Origin of the sequence: Flagellimonas aquimarina (genome assembly GCF_003149745.1) — a bacterium.
Lineage (GTDB): Bacteria > Bacteroidota > Bacteroidia > Flavobacteriales > Flavobacteriaceae > Flagellimonas > Flagellimonas aquimarina.
The window spans coordinates 19,779-40,518 of the sequence record NZ_QGEG01000007.1; the positions used below are offsets into that span (position 1 = coordinate 19,779).

Below are 20,740 nucleotides of genomic sequence, written 5' to 3' on the forward strand. Positions count from 1 at the left end.
GTCATTGCTTTAATTAGTTTGATCTAGGGAATGAAGGTCCCGCTGGATTATTATCCCAAAATACCTGTACCGCAAGATTTGCTTTTTGTGTAATGTTGGAATTAGAAGTCACTGCCTGGTTAGGATAGAACATAGATCTTGGGAAACTTCCCGGATCTAGTTCCCTATTAGGCTGTAAACTATTTGGAAATCCTGTTCTTCTATAGAAGTTATATGTTTCTATACCGTTTCCATAATGAGCAACAAAGTAACTTTCTGCCAAGATATTCCATTGGTCATCTCCAGAAGCTGCTCCAAAGTCTGAAACCACTCCATTAATAAAGTCGGTTACATCTGTAGCTAAGGGTTCAAAAGAAAGATCAGCATTAGGATCTACGGATACAAAACTTCTTGCTTTAGCCATCTGTTTTGTTATTCCCGCTTCCAAGAAACCTTGGGCCAATGCGGCATTGCCTTCAGCCAACGCTATTTCCGCTCTCCAAAAATCAACCATAAAAGCATTCAAGATTGGTGTTATACCAGCACCGCCGCCGCCATTTGATAATGGATCGGTAGGCTGCGCCACAGGACTAAAGCTGTCGTCGTCAAAACGACCGCCTGCAGGATACACCCCCCAAGTTGTTCTTAAGGGACCATCTGGCGGAGCACCTTCATCATCTCCGTGATCTCTACCCCAGTACCCATTTGGCAGATTGCAAAATGTAAAGCCTCCGGCTGTGTAATGTCCCGGTGGGGTCTGCAACGAGCATCTTAACGTCTGCTCATCCGCCGGAATTTCCTGACCAGGAACTTCATTGGTCTGTCTATAAAAATAGTACCTAATCCTAGGATCATTGGATGTTTGCATTTTGTTTATCAACCAGTTTGAAGCATAATCCCCAGGACCATTGGAAACGTAGTTAAGCCCATATCTTGGATGCCTATTATCTGGCTGCGCAGCGCTTGTACCTGGCCAAACAAAATCAAAATCGTCAGCAGTATCCGTAATATAATCTCCAGAATTGACTATTGCATTAAAGGCATCTATAGCACCTGGGTCCACTAACCTTGTCTGTAGGTAAAGCTTCAGTTTTAACGTATTGGCTGCCTTAACCCACTTTGTATAGTCATTGCCATAAAAAAGCTCCGTTGGCGGTGTGGCAGACGCCGTATTGGTAAAATTGATTATTGCCTGATCCAAAAGTGCAAGTGCTGCCTCATAGACGGATGCACCGCTATCTAAAGTTGCATTAACGATTTCTGGAGCTTGGACTGCTTCTGTATATGGAATATCCCCAAAAAAGTCTACCAAAGAAGATATTGTATATGCTTCAATAAACTGCGTTATACCTAAATGGCGTGTTTGCCCAGCTTCTTCCGCCAAGGGGGTCATCAATCTAATATCGAAAAGGATTCCTCTGTAAGCATTATCCCATTCATCATCAACATCGCTATCTTGATAGGTACTTTCATAATCCCTACTGGACATTTGCATTATTCTGGTCAATTCCATTCCCAAAGGTGAAAGTCCATCTCCGAATTGAAAACCACCGGTTACAAAATTGTCGTTTGGATCACCTGAAACGTCACCGTCCAATTGTCTAGCAAAATCTTCTTGAATAGAAGTAATAAAGAAATCTGGAGCTGCTAAATCTGGTGTTAGAAAGTTTGGATCGTTTGTTATATCCAATTCAGTGACTTCACAAGAGGTCATCATCAAGAGTCCAGTAAAAAGACTCATTGCTATATGTTTGCTTCTTATTTTCATTTTTCTATCTTTTTTTATCATCTTAGAATGTTGCTTTTACACTGAATCCATATCTTCTTGAACTTGGTCCATTAAGGAAATCGAAACCAAATCCGTTACCCACTCCTGTACCAGAAGTATTAGGATCAAAATTGGCGCCGTCTGGAGTATTAATTGCATCATACCAAAGATTGAATCCAGAAACAGTAAAGGAAAGTGCACCAAACGGAGTGTCTTTTAAAAACTTCTTAGGCAAAGAGTATCCTAGCGTAACTTCCTGTAAACGAAGTACGGTGGCATCAAATACCTGTAGTTCGGAAATATTTCCTAAAATGTTATTGAAAAAATAATCTGAGTTATTTATCTGTACATCATTCACACTACCATCACTTTGAACGCCTGGCAATACAAATGTATTTTCACGATCAAGTGTTTCTACAATAAGACCTCTACCCAGTAGGGTGGAAATTGTACTGGACCAAATATCTCCTCCTTGGGTCCAATTGAACTGGAATCCAAGACTAAAGTTTTTGTATGAAAAAGTGTTGTTGATGTTCGCTACAAAATCTGGATTAGGATCGCCAATTACACCATCTTGTGGATCTTGTACAAAATCTCCAATACTATTCACAACAAATTGTCCATTTGCGTCCCTTAGAATTCTACTACCATAAATAATCCCTAATGGTTCTCCTTCTATGGCTGCGTTCCCAAGGTTACCAAAACCAGAGTATACAATTAAATCAGTTTCTTGTCCCAAATCAGTAACCTCAGACTCGTTGGCAGTAAAGTTGATATTAGTGTTCCAGTTAAAACCACCTTCTTCTTGACTTCTAAAAAAGTTAAGTCCAAGGTCTATTTCTACCCCCTCTCCTTTGATCTCACCTACATTAGTATTGGTTCTAAAGAAACCAGAGGACGGATCCAGCGGCTGCTGAACTATCAAATCCGTAGTAGTTCGTTCATATAACGAAGCATCTAACGTAATCCTACCATCCCACCATCTTGTTTCAACACCAATTTCTATTTCGGAAACCTGCTCAGGCTTCAAATCCGGATTTCCAAGTGTTAACGGGCTTGTATTGGTTACAACATTTGTCCCTGTTGGATCTTGAAAATCCTGAGTATCTAATACCAATCGATTGGAAACAGGGAAATTATCAGAATTCGCATCTGGGAATCCAGCTGAAGTACCATATCCTGCCCTTATTTTTAAGTAGTTGAGTACATTTTCACTTTTGAGACCATCAAAAGCTTTTGTTGGCACAAAAGAAATACTTGCACTAGGATAAAAAAGTGATCTGTTAGCAGTTGAAAGGTTGGAGACCCAATCGTTTCTTCCAGCTAGGGTTAAATACAAATAGTTATCATAGTCAAATTCCAACTGTCCATAGAACCCAACTAGGTTACGTTCTGAGGTTTGTTGAATCTCATTTTGATTTAAGAAATTGAAATGTCTTAGTACATTAAACACTTGCTGTGCATCACTGGCAACTCCTTGTTGGTCAAAAATCTCTCTTCTACCATTAACACCAATATTAAAAGTGGTCCCTACTTTTTCGGTTAAATCATAATCCCCATTGATTGCTGCATTATGATCCCAGATAGTGTTGGTATTGTTCCATGTTTCATAAATACCACTAGCAAGTCTAGGTTGTGGAACATTCCCGTTGATTCCTCCTTTATTTTGAAAATTCACGTTGTTCTCACTATAAACGTCTATACCAACCCTATAGATAAAGTTTAAATTATCATTAAACTGATATTGTAAGCCCATATTACCAAAAACCCTATTGGTTTCTTGTCTTGTTCCTGCATTATTTGCGGTCCATAATGGGTGTTGGATATCATTACCGTTTCTGTAATAAATACTACTTCCATCAATGGGGCTTTGAAAAGGAAGCCCAACTACATCAATACTTCTAGGTGTAAAGAACAAATCTCCAAATACTGAAGAACCAGAACCTGTGGCCCCATTACCTTGACTCAAGGCCACTGGAGGCGATATAAACTTTGTTCTTGCAAAATTCAATGCTCCTGATATTGTGAACTTGTTACTAAGAACAGCACGACCACCTATACCAAAATTGTTTCTATTTAAGCTGTTTCCAGGTGTAAAACCAATATCTTTTAAATGGCCATAATTGGCATTGTAGGATATTTTACCATCGTCAGAGCTACCACTTGCATTTATAGATAGATTGGTAACTGTTCCAGTTTTAAAGAAGTCTCCAAAACTATCATAAGGTCTCCATTCATATCTTGCGTTAGCAAATTCTGGGAAAGCTTGTTGTCCCGCAGCAGAAATTGAATATGGGTGTGGAAGTGTTCCATTGGCATCAAAAGCTGCACTGTTTCCCCAACCAGAGATTCCCTCTCTGTCAAAACTAGGTCCCCAGTTACTGAAGAACCATCCAAAGGACTGGTCAAAACCATTACCAAATTGATTTTGATATTCTGGGGTTGAAGCAATCTCATTAAAAAACAAAGAACTGTTTACAGTAATCTCTGTCTTCTTTGCGCCCTGACCTCCAGCACCTGCTTTTGTTGTTATTAGGATAACACCGTTTCTACCTAAAGACCCATAAAGTGTAGACGCCGCCAAACCTTTTAACACATTTACACTTTCTATACTGTTAGGGTCCAAGTCCAAAAACCTACTGGATCCGTTATTCCCGTTAATAAAATCCTGTCTAGACCCTTGTCTACCCGAGGAATTAGTATCTCCATTAAAAGGAACCCCATCAACAATAAATAAAGGTTGATTACTTTGACTAAAAGAATTATAACCTCTAATAATGATGTTTGTTCCAGATCCAGAAAGTCCACTTTGCTGAGTGATATTAACCCCAGATGCTTTACCGATCAGGACTCTTCCCAAATCTCCTTCGGCCTTATCTTCTAATTGTTCAGAAGAAACTTCGGCAACTGCGTATCCCAAAGCTTGCTTTTCCCTTTTAATACCCAATGCTGTTACCACAACCTCTTCCAAGGCTTGCGCATCTTCCTCCATTTGAATATCTATAACACTTTGCGCACCAATGAGTCTTCTTGCAGGTCTTTGGCCAAGATAAGTATACACCAATGTCTGACCAACACTTGCACTTATGGCATAGTTACCATCAAAATCAGATTGGGTTCCATTAGTAGTACCATCGACTACAATATTGACCCCAGGCAGGGGTATCCCTGTTTGATCAATGATTGTACCGGTAATCGTTTTTTCTTGAGATCGAGCAAATGCTACACAAAATAACATGAACACGAGCGTCCCAAATAGCTTCTTTACTTTCATAGAATTAAAAGTTTTGTTAGTAATTAATGAGTTAGCGCAACTGAGAAAGGCAGGCGGGATAAGGTGTTTGATAGCTAATTCAAATAATACTCCCTAGTACGAAAACAAAACTTATTGGAAAGTCTCTATTTTAAGGTAGTAAGGCCTCTCACCGCCTTACCTTTACAATTGCAACAACAAAAGAATTGCATCATTAAAAACTAGGAGTACTTCTAAAACGGGGCGAACAACAAAAAACTTCATCCCCAACGGGAAATACCTTTTTTAACATTTAGTTATCTAAGGGCAGTGACTTAAAAGGTTTGTTAATTTTTAACTTAAAAGAGCATTTGGCTTCATAACCCATAGGTTAAGACCGTAAAACATGCAGAGTAAACCCTACTAAAATGACCATTGGGTTATTGCATTTTTAAATGAAAGGAAAGCTTCGTTTGTCCGAAGAAAACCACGGAAAACAGAAATGGTAAAAAAACTAATGGAAAACTGTAACTTGTTTAGGAAGCATACATTGCCAAACTACGATAGTCATTTGGACTTAAACCTGTGTCTTTTTTAAATGCGCTGTAAAAACTTGTTTTACTATTGAACCCCACCTCATACATAATTGCTTTGACACTTAGAAATGGTTGTGATATTAGTAGGTCCTTTGCCTCTTTTACCCTATAATGATTCAATAAGGAGTAGAAGTTCCTTGCCAGGTATTCATTTAATACTTGTGAAACCTTATACCTATCTCTGGCAATATGTTGTGAAAGGTCATTAAGTCCTATTGCATTGTTCTTGTAGACCTTGTCATTTTCAAAAGCCTCTTGTATCCTTTGTCTTATTTCTTTAGCCTCTTGAAGGGTAAGTCCAGATTTCACATATTTAGATGTCATTACATCCTTATACACTTCTGGTCCGGCTTTGTAAGTAGAGAAAAAATGCTGAATAAGTTTTCTCATGTTATCGTGGTTTGGTTAAACTGCATATATAATTACCACAAAAACAGCGCTTTATAGGTCTATCCGATAAGGATTTACGTAAAAATATATCGGGGTTGCTTACCCATTTACTTTTAAATCCTTGAAAATTAACAGATGAGGGATTCCAAATGAAAGTATACAAAATGGGACTTTTTTTTATGGAATATTGAAGAATAGGTAAAACTACCTATGAGGACCTAATGTACAAAACGCAAAAAACCCACCTTAATAAGGTGGGTTTTTAGTTGTGGGCGCGAAGGGATTCGAACCCCTGACCCCCTGGGTGTAAACCAGGTGCTCTGAACCAACTGAGCTACGCGCCCGTTCTTAAAACGGAGTGCAAATATAGCACCATTTTTTGTTTACCAAAAAGAAAAAACATAAAATATCTAAACCACTTCTGCAACCACAAATGTACTGCCCCCAACATAAATTAAATCATCATCCTTTGCATTGCCCAAAGCTTTTTCTAGACCTTCTTTAACAGATTTGGAGATTTCTCCAATAAGTTCAAATTTTGCCGCTTTGTCTTTTAACTCTTTAGCTGGCAATCCTCTTGGCACATTTGGTTTTACAAAATAGTATTTTGCATTTTTCGGGAACAAGCTAAGCACATCATCTAACACCTTATCATTTACAAAACCAAGAACAAAATGTACTTGCGGAGATTTAATTTTTTTTATTTGTTCTAGCACTAAACTAAGCCCTTCTTTATTGTGTGCCGTATCACACACAATTTTTGGTTTTTTACCTAAAATCTGCCATCTTCCCAAAAGACCAGTATTATCAATACACTTTTTTAGCCCTGCTTTTACATGGTGATCATGGACTGTTAAACTTTTTAGCTTTTTGATGGTTGCAACCACACCCTGAATATTCTTATGCTGATAGTTGCCCAGCAAGTCTGTTTTATAGTTTTTTATTGGAAGTTCATCCGCGAAAACAATTTCAGAATTCTTCTGTGCTGCAATTAACTTAAAAATTCCCTCGGTTTCGGGTTGTCGTTCACTAATGACCACGGGGATCCCTCTTTTTATTATTCCAGCTTTTTCTAGAGCAATTTTTTCTAAAGTGCCTCCTAAAAGTTGAATATGGTCCAGTCCTATATTGGTGATTAAAGAAACTTCGGGAACAATAATATTTGTTGAATCCAATCTTCCCCCTAAACCAACTTCTATAACCGCAACATCCACTTTCTCTTCTTTAAAATAATGAAAGCCCATTCCCACAGTCATTTCAAAAAAAGAAAGTTCATTTTTTTCCAAAAAAGACTTATGAGCTTTTATAAAATCTTTTACATTGCCTTTACCAATGGCCTTTCCGTTGATTTTAATTCGCTCTCTAAAATCTTTTAAATGAGGGGATGTATAAAGACCAACCTTATATCCCGCTTCCTGAAGAATAGATGCAAGCATGTGGCTACAGGAACCTTTTCCATTTGTGCCTGCTACATGTATACTTTTGAATTTCTGATGGGGGTTTCCAAGGACTTCAGAAAAATGGATGATATTGTCCAGCTTATTTTTTAATGCAGATGATCCCTTCTGTTGATACATTGGAAGTTGTTGAAACATCCAATTCAAAGTTTCTTTATAAGTCATCTATTGACCTAACTTGAAGTTGACAACCACAAAACCAATCTGTTGAGATGGCGCATTGGAATCCAGGTTCCACTTATGAAGAAATGCTGTTTTTCTTGCCGGCTCCAATAAACAAGGCGCATTATTGGTAGTTCCTTTTACTCCGGGAGTTGCTTTTATTACCCTTCCATTTTTGTCTACCACAATCCTTACCACTACACGACCATCTTCATTGCATTCTTGTTGTACTTTTCCTTTACTCACCAAAGAACGTCCATTAAGCCCATATCCTCCCGTTCCGCTTCCACTTCCCGGGGTTCCGTAATAACTGGTTGCGTAAGGGTCTCCCTCTGGTTTTCCTTTATCTCCCGCCTTATTATCGTCCCCTTCACTTCCTGTTGTTTCTCCGTCAGATTTTCCAATACCTCCTATTAAGGCATCAAGGCTTTTTTTCTTAGATTCTTGCTCTTGTCTTTTTTGTTCTTCAGCTTGTTTTTTCTCTTGTTCGACCCGTTCTGCATCGGCCCTTGCTTTTTTAGCAGCTTCGTCTGCTTTTCGTCTGGCTTCTTTTTGCTGATTTATTCTTATGGTCTCCTCGTTCTCACTGGTCAATACCTTTTCTACCGGTTCTTCCGTAGCAGTTTCTTTTGGCTGAACCTGTTCCTTGACCTGTTCCACCGGTTTTGTTACCTCCTTTTTGGGCTGGGAACGAACTTTTTCTTTAGGTTGCACCTCACCACTACCAAAATCCATGGTGCCAAAATTGACAGCAATCCCATTTTCAATTGGTGGATCTAAATAGGTAAGTCCAATATAGAAAAGCAATAGCAATACCACGCTTAATAGAAGTGTAGTAAGCGTAAATGATTTTTTCTTGTGTCTCGTATCTAAAAATGACATTATTTTGGCCGCACCGCCAAGATAACCTTGTAACTATTTCTATTAGCAATATCCATAACGTTAACGGCCTCTTTAATTGCCACGCTTTCTTCTGCTCTTAGAATGATTGTAGGCTTTTCTTGACCTTCAAGTGCCTTTTTTAATTCAATTTCAATGTATTCCTCGTTTATCTGTTCATTGTTCACAAAATATTCCAAGTTCTTATTAATGGTCACCGAAACATTCTGCGTATTTGTAGACTTTCCCTTTGCTTTTGGCAACAGTAAATCCAAAGCATTTGGTGCATTGGAAGTCAACATAAAAAACACCAATAACAGAAATACAATATCTGTCATGGATGACATACTAAATTCTGGACTTACTTTATTTCTTCCTTTTAATTTCATACTGAAATTCTAGATAGGTTCATTCAATAAGTCTAAAAACTCTACCGCATTCGCTTCCATCTTATGAACCACTTTGTCAGTTCTATTTACCAGATGGTTATACCCTATATATGCTATAATACCAACTACAAGTCCAGCGACCGTCGTAGTCATTGCAGTATAAATTCCTGAAGCCAAAGAACCCATTTCTGCTTGACCACCGCTGCTTGCCATCTCATGGAAAGCTAAAATCATACCAATTACGGTTCCCAAGAACCCAATCATTGGTGCCGCACCGGCCACAGTAGCCAAAACACTTACGTTTTTCTCTAGTTTATAAACCTCTAAGGTACCAGCATTTTCTATTGCAGTATTTATATCGTCTAAAGGTTTGCCAATCCTTGACACTCCTTTTTCCGTTAATCTGGCAACAGGGGAATCTGTTTGTGCACATAGAATCTTTGCTGCTTCCAATTTACCGTTCATGACATGGTCCCGAATCTGGTTCATGAAGTTTTTATCAATTTTTGAAGCTGCCTTAATCGCAAAAATGCGTTCAAAATAAATGTACAAAGCAACAAAGAGAAGTACAAAAAGCACCATGATAATGACTATGCTGCCCGTTCCTCCGTTAACTATTAAATCAATGACAGAAAGAGTTTTCTCTTCTGAAATAGCTGCACCCATCTCAACCCCTTCCTCTAAATCTTGAAAAGTAATCATATAAAATCCCCAATTTAAGTTGCAATAATAACGGAGATTTTTAAAGTAAAGTATTTTTTAGAAAAAATATCGCATCGCCACAAAACAAATAGCACCAGAGATAAATCCAAGGAATGCCAACCATGCTATTTTTTTCAAATACCAAAAGAAGTCGATTTTTTCCATCCCCATGGCCACAACACCAGCTGCAGAGCCAATTATTAACATACTACCACCTGTTCCTGCAGAATAAGCAATAAAGTGCCATAACGGGTTATCCGTGGGTTCAGAAAACATCCCCAAACTTGCAGCTACCAGAGGAACGTTATCTATTACGGCCGATCCAATACCCAGAATAATTACGACCAAATCAGAAATCTCAGTACCTGGAAGCTCAGTCCCTAATAACCCAATACCTTGTTTTAATCCTTCTGCAAAATTGAACAGCAGTCCTAATGATTCTAGAGCTGCAACAGCCATTAAAATTCCCAGGAAGAACAATATGCTTGGCAACTCAATCTTAGTTAAAGCACTATGCACCGGACTGTGATGCGATTCTGCATCACTTTCTGGGTCTACAGAAGAAATAGAAATTTTTGAATTACTGTAAATTTCTGCGAAAGTTGCCACTACTGCCAAAGACAACATCATACCGACATAGGGGGGCAAATGTGTTATTGTTTTGAAAATGGGCACAAATACGATTGCCCCAAGTCCCAAATACAGCATTGTTGCTCCAAATTTTGATTTTGCAGGTTCCGCTTCCTCAACATCAATATTTCCTTTGAAAGCAGGCAAAAAAGAAGCGATGAAGGTTGGCACCAACATACATACTAAAGATGGCAATAAAAGGTATCCTATTAACTTACCTGTTGTTACTTTGTTTCCAATCCATAACATAGTTGTGGTAACATCCCCAATGGGAGACCAAGCCCCTCCTGCATTTGCCGCAACAATAATTAAACCGGCATACCATAATCTATCATTTCTTACTTTAACTATTTTCTGTAGAATGGATATTAGAACAATCGTTGCAGTAAGGTTATCTATAATCGCGGAAAGAATGAATGCCAAAAAGGCAAAAATCCAAAGTATTTTTCTTTTGCTCCTTGTCTTTACAAAAGATTTTATTGTTGCAAAACCATCAAAGTAATCAATGATCTCAACAATTGTCATAGCCCCCAAGAGGAAAACCAATATTTCAGAGGTCTTTCCCAAATGATGCAATAGCGTCTCTTCCAGAACATGCATTTTATCTTCATGTCCTAAGGCAGAAAACCCTTCCATCAAAGCATGTTTACCAGAATCAAACCAGGTGGTAAACCCGTCAATTCCAAATGCCATCATTGCCCAAAGAACAGCCATCATTGCCAATGCCGGAATCAGCTTATCTATCTTTAAGTTGTGTTCAAGGGTAATGGCAAGGTATCCAATAACAAATATGGCAATGAGAATGGTTTCCATGTTTAGTTGGTTTATTTAGTTGAAATTTATTTTGCTTAAAAGCAATCTACTTTGCTAAAGATATTCAAAATGAGTTTTCCTACATAATCTAATTTCTAGAAAAATACTCGATTTAGAAAAATCGACAAACAACATTATATCATTCTCATTTTTTAACGCCATTTATCAAAAAAATCCTAGTATAGAGCTATATTTGTATCCAATTTTTATTTATTTCTCAATTTCATGGACTTTACACTTTCTGAAGAGCAACTAATGATACAACAAGCAGCAAAAGATTTTGCCCAAAATGAATTGTTGCCCGGGATAATAGAACGAGATGATGCCCAAAAATTTCCTGCTGAGCAAGTGAAAAAAATGGGCGAGCTTGGTTTTTTAGGAATGATGGTAAAAGAAGAGTATGGAGGCAGTGGTCTTGACACCCTTTCATATGTCCTTGTTATGGAAGAACTATCTAAAATTGATGCATCAGCTTCAGTAGTGGTTTCCGTAAACAATTCCCTAGTATGTTGGGGATTAGAAACTTTTGGTTCTGAAGCCCAAAAGAAAAAATACTTAACCCGCTTGGCTTCAGGAGAGAACATAGGTGCTTTCTGTCTTTCAGAACCTGAAGCGGGCAGTGATGCAACTTCGCAAAAAACCACAGCTATTGATATGGGGGACCATTACATTGTTAATGGAACCAAAAACTGGATAACAAACGGTAGTACAGCGGAAGTTTATTTGGTCATAGCGCAGACAGACGTAGATAAAGGACATAAAGGAATTAACGCCTTGATCGTTGAAAAAGGAATGGAAGGGTTTGAAATTGGGCCTAAAGAAAATAAACTTGGAATTAGAGGAAGTGACACACATTCTCTTTTATTTAATGATGTTAAAGTGCCTAAAGAAAATCGTATTGGTGAAGACGGCTTCGGGTTTAAATTTGCCATGAAAACCCTAGCTGGAGGAAGAATAGGCATTGCTGCGCAAGCCCTGGGTATAGCTACAGGAGCCTATGAACTTGCCAAGAAATATTCAAAAGAACGAAAAGCATTCGGAACGGAAATTGCAAATCATCAGGCTATAGCGTTTAAATTGGCCGATATGCATACCAAAATTCAGGCTGCGCGCTATTTAGTATATCAGGCAGCATGCGATAAGGACAATGGAAAAGATTACACACTTTCTGGAGCCATGGCCAAACTCTATGCATCTGAAGTTGCAATGGAGACTGCCGTTGAAGCTGTGCAAATACACGGCGGTAACGGTTTTGTAAAAGATTACCACGTGGAAAGGATGATGCGCGATGCAAAAATCACCCAAATCTACGAGGGTACTTCCGAAATTCAAAAGATTGTGATTTCTAGGAGTATCTTAAAAGATTAGCAGTAAAACAATTTACCTTACCCGTCAAATTGATAGGCTAACTCCCTTTTTATATGATTTTTGGTTAAACAAACCCTATTTATTTATGGGTAAAATTGTTTTTTTGTTCAACATTTAATCCCTGTCCCCCATTTTTCTACATGTACCTCTAAATATTTAGAGGTGTTTTGAGATAATCATAATTTAGCAATGCTCAAATTTTGATTTTGAATATTTTTTAACTCTTCATTCCAAACGTTGATGATTTAATCGTTATTGGCTAAAAATCTTGTTATTTATTCAGTTAATATGATATTTTTGAAGAAATACCATAATGAAGATGTTAGAGAAACAGGGATTATATCTACCAGAATTTGAGCATGATAACTGTGGTGCAGGATTCATTTGTAGCTTAAAAGGAAAAAAGTCCAATGATATCATTCATAAGGCTCTAGAGATACTGGATAAGCTAGAGCACCGAGGTGCAGTTAGCTCAGATGGCAAAACAGGCGATGGAGCCGGTATTCTAATTGATATTCCACATGACTTTTTTACAGAAGTATGTAAATTCGATTTACCTGAAGCTGGTGATTATGCAGTAAGCAACGTTTTTCTTCCACAAAAAGAAAATCAACGGAATTTCTGTATTTCAACTTTTGAAGAGAATATTGAAAAACAAGGATTGCGGTTATTGGGATGGCGCAATGCTCCTGTCAATCGCTCCATACCCGGAAGAATAGCTGCTGAGACCGAACCTTTTATAAAACAAGTGTTTGTTGGCAGGGATGATTCTATTGATGATTTTCACTTTAACTTGAAGCTTTTCATTGCAAGAAAGATTACGGAACATACTATCATTAAAAGTAAACTTTCGCAGAGCCAGTTCTTTTACCTACCAAGTCTCTCCACCAAAATCATCATCTTCAAAGGACTTTTGGTTCCCTATGACATTAGCAGGTATTACGAAGACCTTTTGGACCCAAGAGTAGTAACTCGTTTGGCACTGGTTCACCAGCGCTTTTCGACCAATACTTTTCCAACCTGGGATTTGGCACAGCCCTTTCGCTATATGTGCCATAATGGAGAAATAAATACCCTTAGAGGAAACGTATCTAGAATGCGTTCCAGAGAAGAGCTTTTAAAAAGTGATTGGTTTGGTGAGGATATTAAAAAAATACTTCCCGTGGTTTTACCAAGAAAGTCAGATTCCGCAAGCATGGATATGGTTGTAGAATTGCTATTGATGACAGGGCGCTCCCTGCCAGAAGTAATGATGATGCTAGTGCCAGAAGCTTGGGAGAAAAATACAGAAATGTCAGAATCCAAAAGGGCATTTTACGAATACAACTCCTGTGTAATGGAACCTTGGGACGGTCCCGCTTCAATCCCCTTTACGGATGGCAATTATATAGGTGCGGTTCTAGATAGAAATGGACTACGTCCATCCAGGTATTCCGTTACCAAAAAAGGGTATGTAATCATGTCGTCAGAAACTGGAGTGGTTCAGTTGGAGCCAGAGGACATTGAATTTCATGGCCGATTAGAACCTGGAAAAATGTTCCTGGTAAATATGGAAGAAGGCCGTATAATCAATGATGAGGAAGTTAAAGAGGCTATTGCCAAAAAGCACCCTTATAAAAAATGGCTACAAAACAATCTTGTTCACCTAAAGGACATTCCTTATAATGATTGTCCCGTTTTTTATGGAGAGTTTCCTATTGAAACCAGAAGAGCTGCTTTCGGCTACACCTTAGAGGATATAAACACTATTATTTTGCCAATGGCAAAATATGCCAAAGAACCTATCGGTTCTATGGGTTCAGACACACCAATAGCAGTCTTGTCCGAGCGTCCTCAACTTATCTACAATTATTTTAAACAATTATTTGCACAGGTTACCAATCCGCCTTTGGATGGGATTAGAGAGGAATTGATTACGGATATCAGTTTAACACTTGGTAGCGACCAAAATATTTTTGACACATCAGGGCATCACTGCAGAAAACTAAAGATTCAGAATCCTGTTATCTCCAAAGAAGATTTGGATAAGATTAAAAACTACGATGCCAGTCCAGACTACAAGGTGGTCTCCATTTCCATTCTGTATGAAATTTCAAAAGGGCATAATGGGTTAGAAGAAGCCCTGGACACAATTTTGCATAAAGCCTCATCCGCAATAGATGAAGGGGCCAACATTATCATTTTATCAGATAGAATGGTCAGCACAGAAATGGCGGCGATTCCTGCCCTACTAGCTTGCTCCTATGTAAACAGCGGGCTTAGCAAATTAGGAAAGCGCTCCAAGCTTAGTATCATCATTGAATCTGCAGAGCCTAGGGAAGTGCACCATTTTGCTCTACTTTTTGGCTTTGGTGCTAGTGCCATAAACCCCTATTTAGTTAATGAAATCATAGGCGAACAAATTGAAGAAAATGACATTACAGAATACACTTTTGATGAGGCTATAAAAAACTACAATAAAGCTATAGGAAAGGGAATATTAAAAGTGATGAACAAAATTGGAATCTCAACATTGAATTCTTACAGAGGTTCTCAATTATTCGAATGCATAGGCATAAATACCAAGGTAGTTGACAAATACTTTCCTAATACGCCAACACGTATTCAGGGAATAGGTTTGTATGAAATTGAAAAGGAGGTAGCAAAACGCCACAAAAAAGCATTCAAAACTCAGGAGTTAGCAGCTAATCTTGATATTGAGATTGGCGGAGAGTATCGTTGGAGAAGGGATGGTGAAAAACATATGTTCAATCCATTAAGTATTGCCAAACTTCAAAAATCGGTACGCAATAACGAGCCGGATACTTATAAAGAGTATTCCAAATTGGTTAATGAGCAATCAAAAAACTTGATGACCATCCGCGGGTTGTTTGAATTTTCAAACTATGACCCAATTCCAATTGAGGAAGTAGAACCATGGACCGAAATTGTAAAAAGATTCAAGACCGGTGCCATGTCCTACGGAAGCATAAGTAAGGAAGCCCATGAAAATTTAGCGATTGCCATGAACCGAATTGGTGGAAAGAGCAACTCTGGTGAAGGCGGAGAAGATTCGGCTCGTTTTTATAAAAATCAAACAGGAGACTGGAAAAACAGTGCTATTAAACAAGTAGCTTCAGGTAGGTTTGGGGTAACCTCCAACTATTTGACCAATGCTAAAGAAATTCAAATTAAAATGGCCCAAGGGGCCAAACCAGGCGAAGGTGGACAACTGCCAGGTCCAAAGGTGAATCCTGCAATTGCAAAAACTAGAAATTCCACACCATATGTAGGCTTAATTTCTCCGCCGCCGCATCATGATATTTACTCCATTGAAGATTTGTCCCAATTAATTTACGATTTAAAATCAGCCAATAGGGACGCTCGAGTCAATGTGAAGCTTGTATCCGAGGTGGGTGTAGGAACTGTTGCTGCAGGTGTTTCAAAAGCTAAGGCAGATGTAATCCTGATATCTGGCTTTGATGGAGGTACAGGAGCATCACCTCTTACATCATTAAAACATGCAGGGCTTCCATGGGAACTAGGAATTGCCGAGGCACAACAGACTTTAGTTTTAAACGATTTAAGAAACCGCATAGTTTTAGAATGTGACGGACAACTGAAAACAGGTAGAGATGTTGCCATAGCTTGCCTATTAGGAGCAGAAGAATTCGGATTTGCAACAGCTCCTTTGGTAGCCTCTGGTTGTATAATGATGCGTGTATGCCATCTAAATACATGCCCAGTGGGCATTGCTACTCAAAATCCAGAACTTCGTAAGAAATTCAAGGGTAAACCGGAACATGTAGTTAATTACATGTATTTTGTTGCTCAGGAACTTAGAGAGATCATGGCTAAACTTGGCTTTAGAACCATTGATGAAATGGTAGGTCAAGTCCAAAAACTAGACAGAAAAAAGGCCATTGAGCACTACAAAGCAGCTGGTATTGATTTAAGCCCAATATTATATCAAGTGGATGTTCCGGAAGGAACTAAATTCCATAATACTCAAAAGCAAGTTCATAGCATTGAGAAATCCGTGGAATTTGATATTATAGCCCAAGCACATCCCGCTTTGTTCAGAAAAGAAAAGATTTCCTTGGATTTCCCCATTTACAATACAGATCGTGCGGTTGGAGCCATTATCAGTAATGAAGTCTCTAAGATTTATGGGGCAGATGGACTGCCAGAAAACACTTTAAAACTCAATTTTACAGGTTCGGCCGGGCAGAGTTTTGGCGCTTTTGCTACAAAAGGACTTACAATGGTTGTTAACGGAAACACCAATGACTATTTAGGAAAGGGGCTTTCCGGAGCAAAACTTATCATCAAAGTACCTTATAAATCCACACTAAAACCAGAAGATAACATCATAACCGGAAATGTTACTTTGTATGGCGCCACCTCGGGAGAATCATATATAAACGGGAAAGCAGGCGAACGTTTCTGTGTAAGAAATTCAGGAGCAAAAGCAGTAGTAGAAGGTATTGGTGATCATGGCTGTGAATACATGACAGGAGGTGTTGCAGTAATTTTAGGAGCCGTTGGAAGAAACTTTGGCGCGGGAATGAGTGGTGGAATTGCATATGTTTTTGACAAGGACAATTCTTTTGAGAAAAGATGCAATGGCGAAACATTAAATCTACTGCCAGTTGAAGAAGATATTGATATTAAGCAGTTAGAAGAGCTCATTGAAAACCATTACAATGCTACATTGAGTCCATTAGCACAGTATATTCTAGAAAACTGGGAAGAATGCTTACCTAAATTTGTGAAAGTTTTTCCAGAAGAATACCGTCAAGCATTAATACGATTAGAAAAAGAAAAATTGCAAACCTTATAAGTTGAGCCATGGGAAAGACTACTGGATTTATGGAGTTTGACAGGAAAATAGAGACCTATGCTCCTGTTAAAGAAAGAATCAAAAACTATAAGGAATTTACAATACCCTTAAAAGAAAATGAATTAAAAGACCAAGGTGCAAGGTGTATGGACTGTGGCATTCCGTTTTGTCATAGCGGTTGTCCATTAGGTAACCTTATCCCTGACTTTAACGATGCCGTGTATCAGGGCAAGTGGGAAAAAGCCACCAAAATTCTTCATTCAACTAATAACTTTCCAGAATTTACAGGCAGGTTATGCCCTGCACCATGTGAAGAAGCCTGTGTATTGGGGATTAATGAGGATCCAGTATCTATTGAAAACATTGAGAAAAACATAGTAGAAACAGCATTTAAAAATGGGTGGATCAAACCTGAACTTCCAATAAAAAGAACCGGTAAAAAAGTAGCTGTCGTAGGTTCCGGACCTGCGGGCCTTGCTGCTGCACAACAATTGAACCGAGCAGGGCATTCTGTTACAGTTTTAGAACGTGATGAAAAAATTGGCGGGCTATTGCGTTATGGAATTCCTGACTTTAAAATGGAAAAGCATATAATTGACAGGCGGCTAGAAGTAATGAAAAAGGAAGGTATCGTCTTCAAAACCAGTGTTCATGTGGGAATCGATGTTACTGCCGATGAACTCCAAAAAGAATTTGATAGCATTGTGCTTTGTGGTGGTGCTACCGTTAGAAGAAGTCTTCCCATACCGGGCTCTGATCTAAAAGGTGTTGTACAAGCAATGGATTTTCTTCCACAGAACAATAGAAAAGTAGATGGCATTCCCTACGCCGGTGAGGAGCTTTCTGCGAAAGGAAAAAAAGTTATTGTTATTGGTGGTGGAGACACTGGCTCTGATTGTATTGGCACTTCAATTCGTCATGGAGCAGTTTCGGTAACGAATTTTGAGATTATGCCCAAATCAACCACAACCAGACCGGAGGGGCAACCTTGGCCTTTCTGGCCCATGAGGCTAAGAACAAGTTCTTCTCACAAGGAAGGTGCCGAGCGCGTTTTTAGTATTTCGACCAAAAAATTTGTGGGTGATGAGAAAGGCAATTTAAAAGGTCTGGTCACTTCTGAAGTATACTGGGAAAAAAAGCAAGGACAACGACCTGCCCTTAAAGAAGTGGAAGGAACAGAAAAAGAATGGGAATGTGATTTGGCCCTTCTTGCGCTTGGATTCACAGGTTCGGAAACGACAATAGCGGACCAATTAGGATTGAAGATGGACGCAAGAACCAATATCAATGCCTCTACCAAGGATTATAAAACTAACATTCCCGGTGTTTTTGTTGCAGGTGATCAAAGAAGGGGGCAATCTCTAATAGTTTGGGCCATATCCGAAGGAAGAGAAGCGGCCCATCATGTGGACAACTTCTTAATGGGGAAATCTAACTTACCTTTAAAAGGTGATGGTGATTTACCAAGAGTTTAAATATTAATACCCAACCAAACCCTTTATAGAAAACTCCCCAAAGAACTATTTTGGGGAGTTTTTGTTTCCAATCATCTAATTACCAAACGGTGAACTTCAGTTTCTTCGGATGTGATCAATTTTAAAAAATACAGTCCAGGAGTGTATTCTTCCACATTAAAGGAAGCTCCCATTTTATAGTTGCCTGCATGAATAATTCTTCCATCAGCAGTTATCAATTGGATCACCACATCTTCATAACTACTGTTTTCCAATCTAAAAGAAGAACTTGTGGGGTTTGGATAAAACAAGGTTTGTGCTTGTTTCTCGATAAGAACATCAAACAATTCAACATCTTCAGGCAATTGTGCTTTTAGAGAGGTTCCGCTAGACTGAAATTCATATGCTCCCACATCAAAGGCACTACCAGAAGGTCTTGATGCGTTGTCCATATCAAACGTTACCCCCCAAGAAGTAACACTTGAACCCACATCAACCACATCTGAACCAGCAGAAGAAGGCCTATAATCATTATTCAAGACATCCATTAACCCTAAAGTATCTATTTGACGGGTCATAATGTTTGAATAGATGTTGGCTAACAAACTGTCCCTTGTATCCCGTTCATTAAAGTCAAAATAACTTTCCTGATTTTGTTTCCAAGTATTGCCTCCTTCAAAATCATATCCAGGATCAACTACTAGGTTATTTACAAAGTATGAAGGAACCTCGCTTTGATTTTTATACAAATCTGCTGGATCTACTGGGTGTAATACTGTAGTATTATAATGCACGCCAGCTCTTTCTGGCTCTACTATTGTATTGTTTGCTACATAATAACCCTCATTTAAATCTTCAAACTCATGTCTGTTATGAAGAAAGATTCCATGCATTTTAGGTTTTACAAACACATTGTTATAAACCTTTGTACCGCTCTCGCCATTAATTATCTGCATTCCCCACCCTTTTTCCAAAGGGCCATTTACCACATGATTATTATAGACTTCATAAGCGCCTCCACCTATGCTCATGGCAAAGGCTTGTCCCCAATTCCCTCTGGTACCATAATCATAAATGGTATTGTCTCTCACCTTGCTATTAATATGAGCCAAATTCAACTGAATAGCGTCCCAACCAGTATCTTCAACCACGTTATGGTGTATGTCAACATTTTCCAACCAATGCCCATAGACCTCTGTACCACCACAGTTTCTCCCTGAATCTAATTTATATCCCAGGGTAAATCCAATATAAATTCCCTCACCATGTGTATTATGAATATAATTATGGTGAATGTTCAAATTTTTCATTACAAAGCCGTTAACCCTCCATGTATCAGGATTGTTACAATCGGGATCCGTCTTTGCCATTAAACCTGCAAAACCAGCATGCGCAACTTCTATATGATCTATTTCTACGTCCGTACTAAGAGCACTTAAAACCATGCCCATAGCCCAAGGACCAGTTCCTTCTATCTTAATTCCATAATTATGGTTAACGTCTCCTGTACCTGTTAAATGAATATACTTACTGTTTTTAAACTCCAATGCTGAATAGGCGGTTTCGTTAAGAACAACTTGCCCTCCGCAATTCTTAAATGTTATTGGGTTTGATGCTGTTCCTTCAAAATCATAAAAGCGTATGCCGGCATAATTCCCTGCTGGTATGCAGATTGTATCTCCAGGAGAGTAGCTAACATTGGATGCCCAGACTAGGTTTAAAGTTGTAGATGACAACCCAGAAAGAGTAACATCACAATTACAAGATTGTGATTTTACGGTAAGGGTTACCACAAAAAGTGTGACAAAAAGTAATTGTTTCCTCATATTATATAGTCTTAATGGTTACAAATTCAAAACCATAGCAAATCCGTTACATATTGTTAATACATGCGGGTTATTGAAACAAATTCATGTGAGGCATTCAAATATAAGAATTTGTAAGTTAATTCCTACTTTTAAAATAGTGTTGGTTGTGAAGAAAAGAAGAAAAAAGCTAAAAACAAAAAAACGCCCTTTACGTTTGTAAAGGGCGTTCAAGGAAGGCGGCGACCTACTCTCCCACTTGGTATAGCAGTACCATCGGCGCAAACGGGCTTA

At 38.6% G+C, this 20,740-nt stretch carries 12 protein-coding genes and 1 tRNA gene; 3 read left to right on the plus strand and 10 right to left on the minus strand.

Features of this window, described 5'->3' with window-relative positions; all coding sequences use genetic code 11:
- Positions 1-13: 13 nt before the first annotated feature.
- The 9 genes from DKG77_RS16760 to nhaD all read right to left on the minus strand — a co-directional run bounded on the left by DKG77_RS16760 (position 14) and on the right by nhaD (position 10,997).
- Positions 14-1,747, minus strand: a complete 1,734-nt coding sequence (locus tag DKG77_RS16760; RefSeq protein WP_109665811.1) for a SusD/RagB family nutrient-binding outer membrane lipoprotein — start codon at positions 1,745-1,747, stop codon at positions 14-16.
- Positions 1,748-1,769: 22 nt separating this feature from the next.
- A complete protein-coding gene (locus tag DKG77_RS16765; protein WP_109665781.1) occupies positions 1,770-5,021 on the minus strand; it encodes a SusC/RagA family TonB-linked outer membrane protein in 3,252 nt (1,083 codons plus the stop codon).
- 494 nt (positions 5,022-5,515) lie between these two features.
- Positions 5,516-5,965: a helix-turn-helix domain-containing protein gene (locus tag DKG77_RS16770; RefSeq protein WP_109665783.1), complete on the minus strand. Its 450-nt coding sequence runs from the start codon at positions 5,963-5,965 to the stop codon at positions 5,516-5,518.
- Between the two features lie 269 nt (positions 5,966-6,234).
- Positions 6,235-6,309: transfer RNA gene (locus DKG77_RS16775), tRNA-Val, on the minus strand.
- Between the two features lie 66 nt (positions 6,310-6,375).
- Positions 6,376-7,587 (minus strand): bifunctional folylpolyglutamate synthase/dihydrofolate synthase, encoded by a 1,212-nt coding sequence (locus tag DKG77_RS16780; RefSeq protein ID WP_109665786.1) that lies wholly within the window; start codon positions 7,585-7,587, stop codon positions 6,376-6,378.
- Positions 7,588-8,466: an energy transducer TonB gene (locus tag DKG77_RS16785; RefSeq protein WP_109665789.1), complete on the minus strand. Its 879-nt coding sequence runs from the start codon at positions 8,464-8,466 to the stop codon at positions 7,588-7,590. It lies immediately after the preceding gene.
- Positions 8,466-8,852, minus strand: coding sequence for an ExbD/TolR family protein (locus tag DKG77_RS16790; RefSeq protein WP_055396910.1), 387 nt, complete (start codon positions 8,850-8,852; stop codon positions 8,466-8,468). Before DKG77_RS16790 ends, DKG77_RS16785 begins: the two co-directional genes overlap by 1 nt.
- A 9-nt stretch (positions 8,853-8,861) precedes the next feature.
- Positions 8,862-9,554 carry a MotA/TolQ/ExbB proton channel family protein gene (locus DKG77_RS16795; RefSeq protein ID WP_109665791.1) on the minus strand — a complete coding sequence of 231 codons (693 nt, stop codon included), beginning with the start codon at positions 9,552-9,554 and terminating at the stop codon, positions 8,862-8,864.
- 57 nt (positions 9,555-9,611) lie between these two features.
- Positions 9,612-10,997 carry a sodium:proton antiporter NhaD gene (gene nhaD, locus DKG77_RS16800; protein WP_109665794.1) on the minus strand — a complete coding sequence of 462 codons (1,386 nt, stop codon included), beginning with the start codon at positions 10,995-10,997 and terminating at the stop codon, positions 9,612-9,614.
- A 225-nt stretch (positions 10,998-11,222) separates the two neighbouring features.
- On the opposite strand from nhaD, the gene DKG77_RS16805 reads away from it, so the two are divergent.
- The 3 genes from DKG77_RS16805 (at position 11,223) to DKG77_RS16815 (ending at position 18,662) form a co-directional block, all read left to right on the plus strand.
- The gene (locus tag DKG77_RS16805) at positions 11,223-12,365 is read left to right on the plus strand and encodes an acyl-CoA dehydrogenase family protein (RefSeq protein WP_109665798.1); all 1,143 of its coding nucleotides are present in this window, start codon (positions 11,223-11,225) and stop codon (positions 12,363-12,365) included.
- 313 nt (positions 12,366-12,678) lie between these two features.
- Positions 12,679-17,187: a glutamate synthase large subunit gene (gene gltB / locus DKG77_RS16810; RefSeq protein ID WP_109665801.1), complete on the plus strand. Its 4,509-nt coding sequence runs from the start codon at positions 12,679-12,681 to the stop codon at positions 17,185-17,187.
- Positions 17,188-17,195: 8 nt separating this feature from the next.
- A complete protein-coding gene (locus DKG77_RS16815) occupies positions 17,196-18,662 on the plus strand; it encodes a glutamate synthase subunit beta (RefSeq protein WP_109665804.1) in 1,467 nt (488 codons plus the stop codon).
- Between the two features lie 71 nt (positions 18,663-18,733).
- On the opposite strand, the gene DKG77_RS16820 is transcribed toward DKG77_RS16815, so the two are convergent.
- Positions 18,734-20,467, minus strand: a complete 1,734-nt coding sequence (locus DKG77_RS16820; protein ID WP_109665806.1) for a T9SS type A sorting domain-containing protein — start codon at positions 20,465-20,467, stop codon at positions 18,734-18,736.
- Positions 20,468-20,740: the final 273 nt, after the last annotated feature.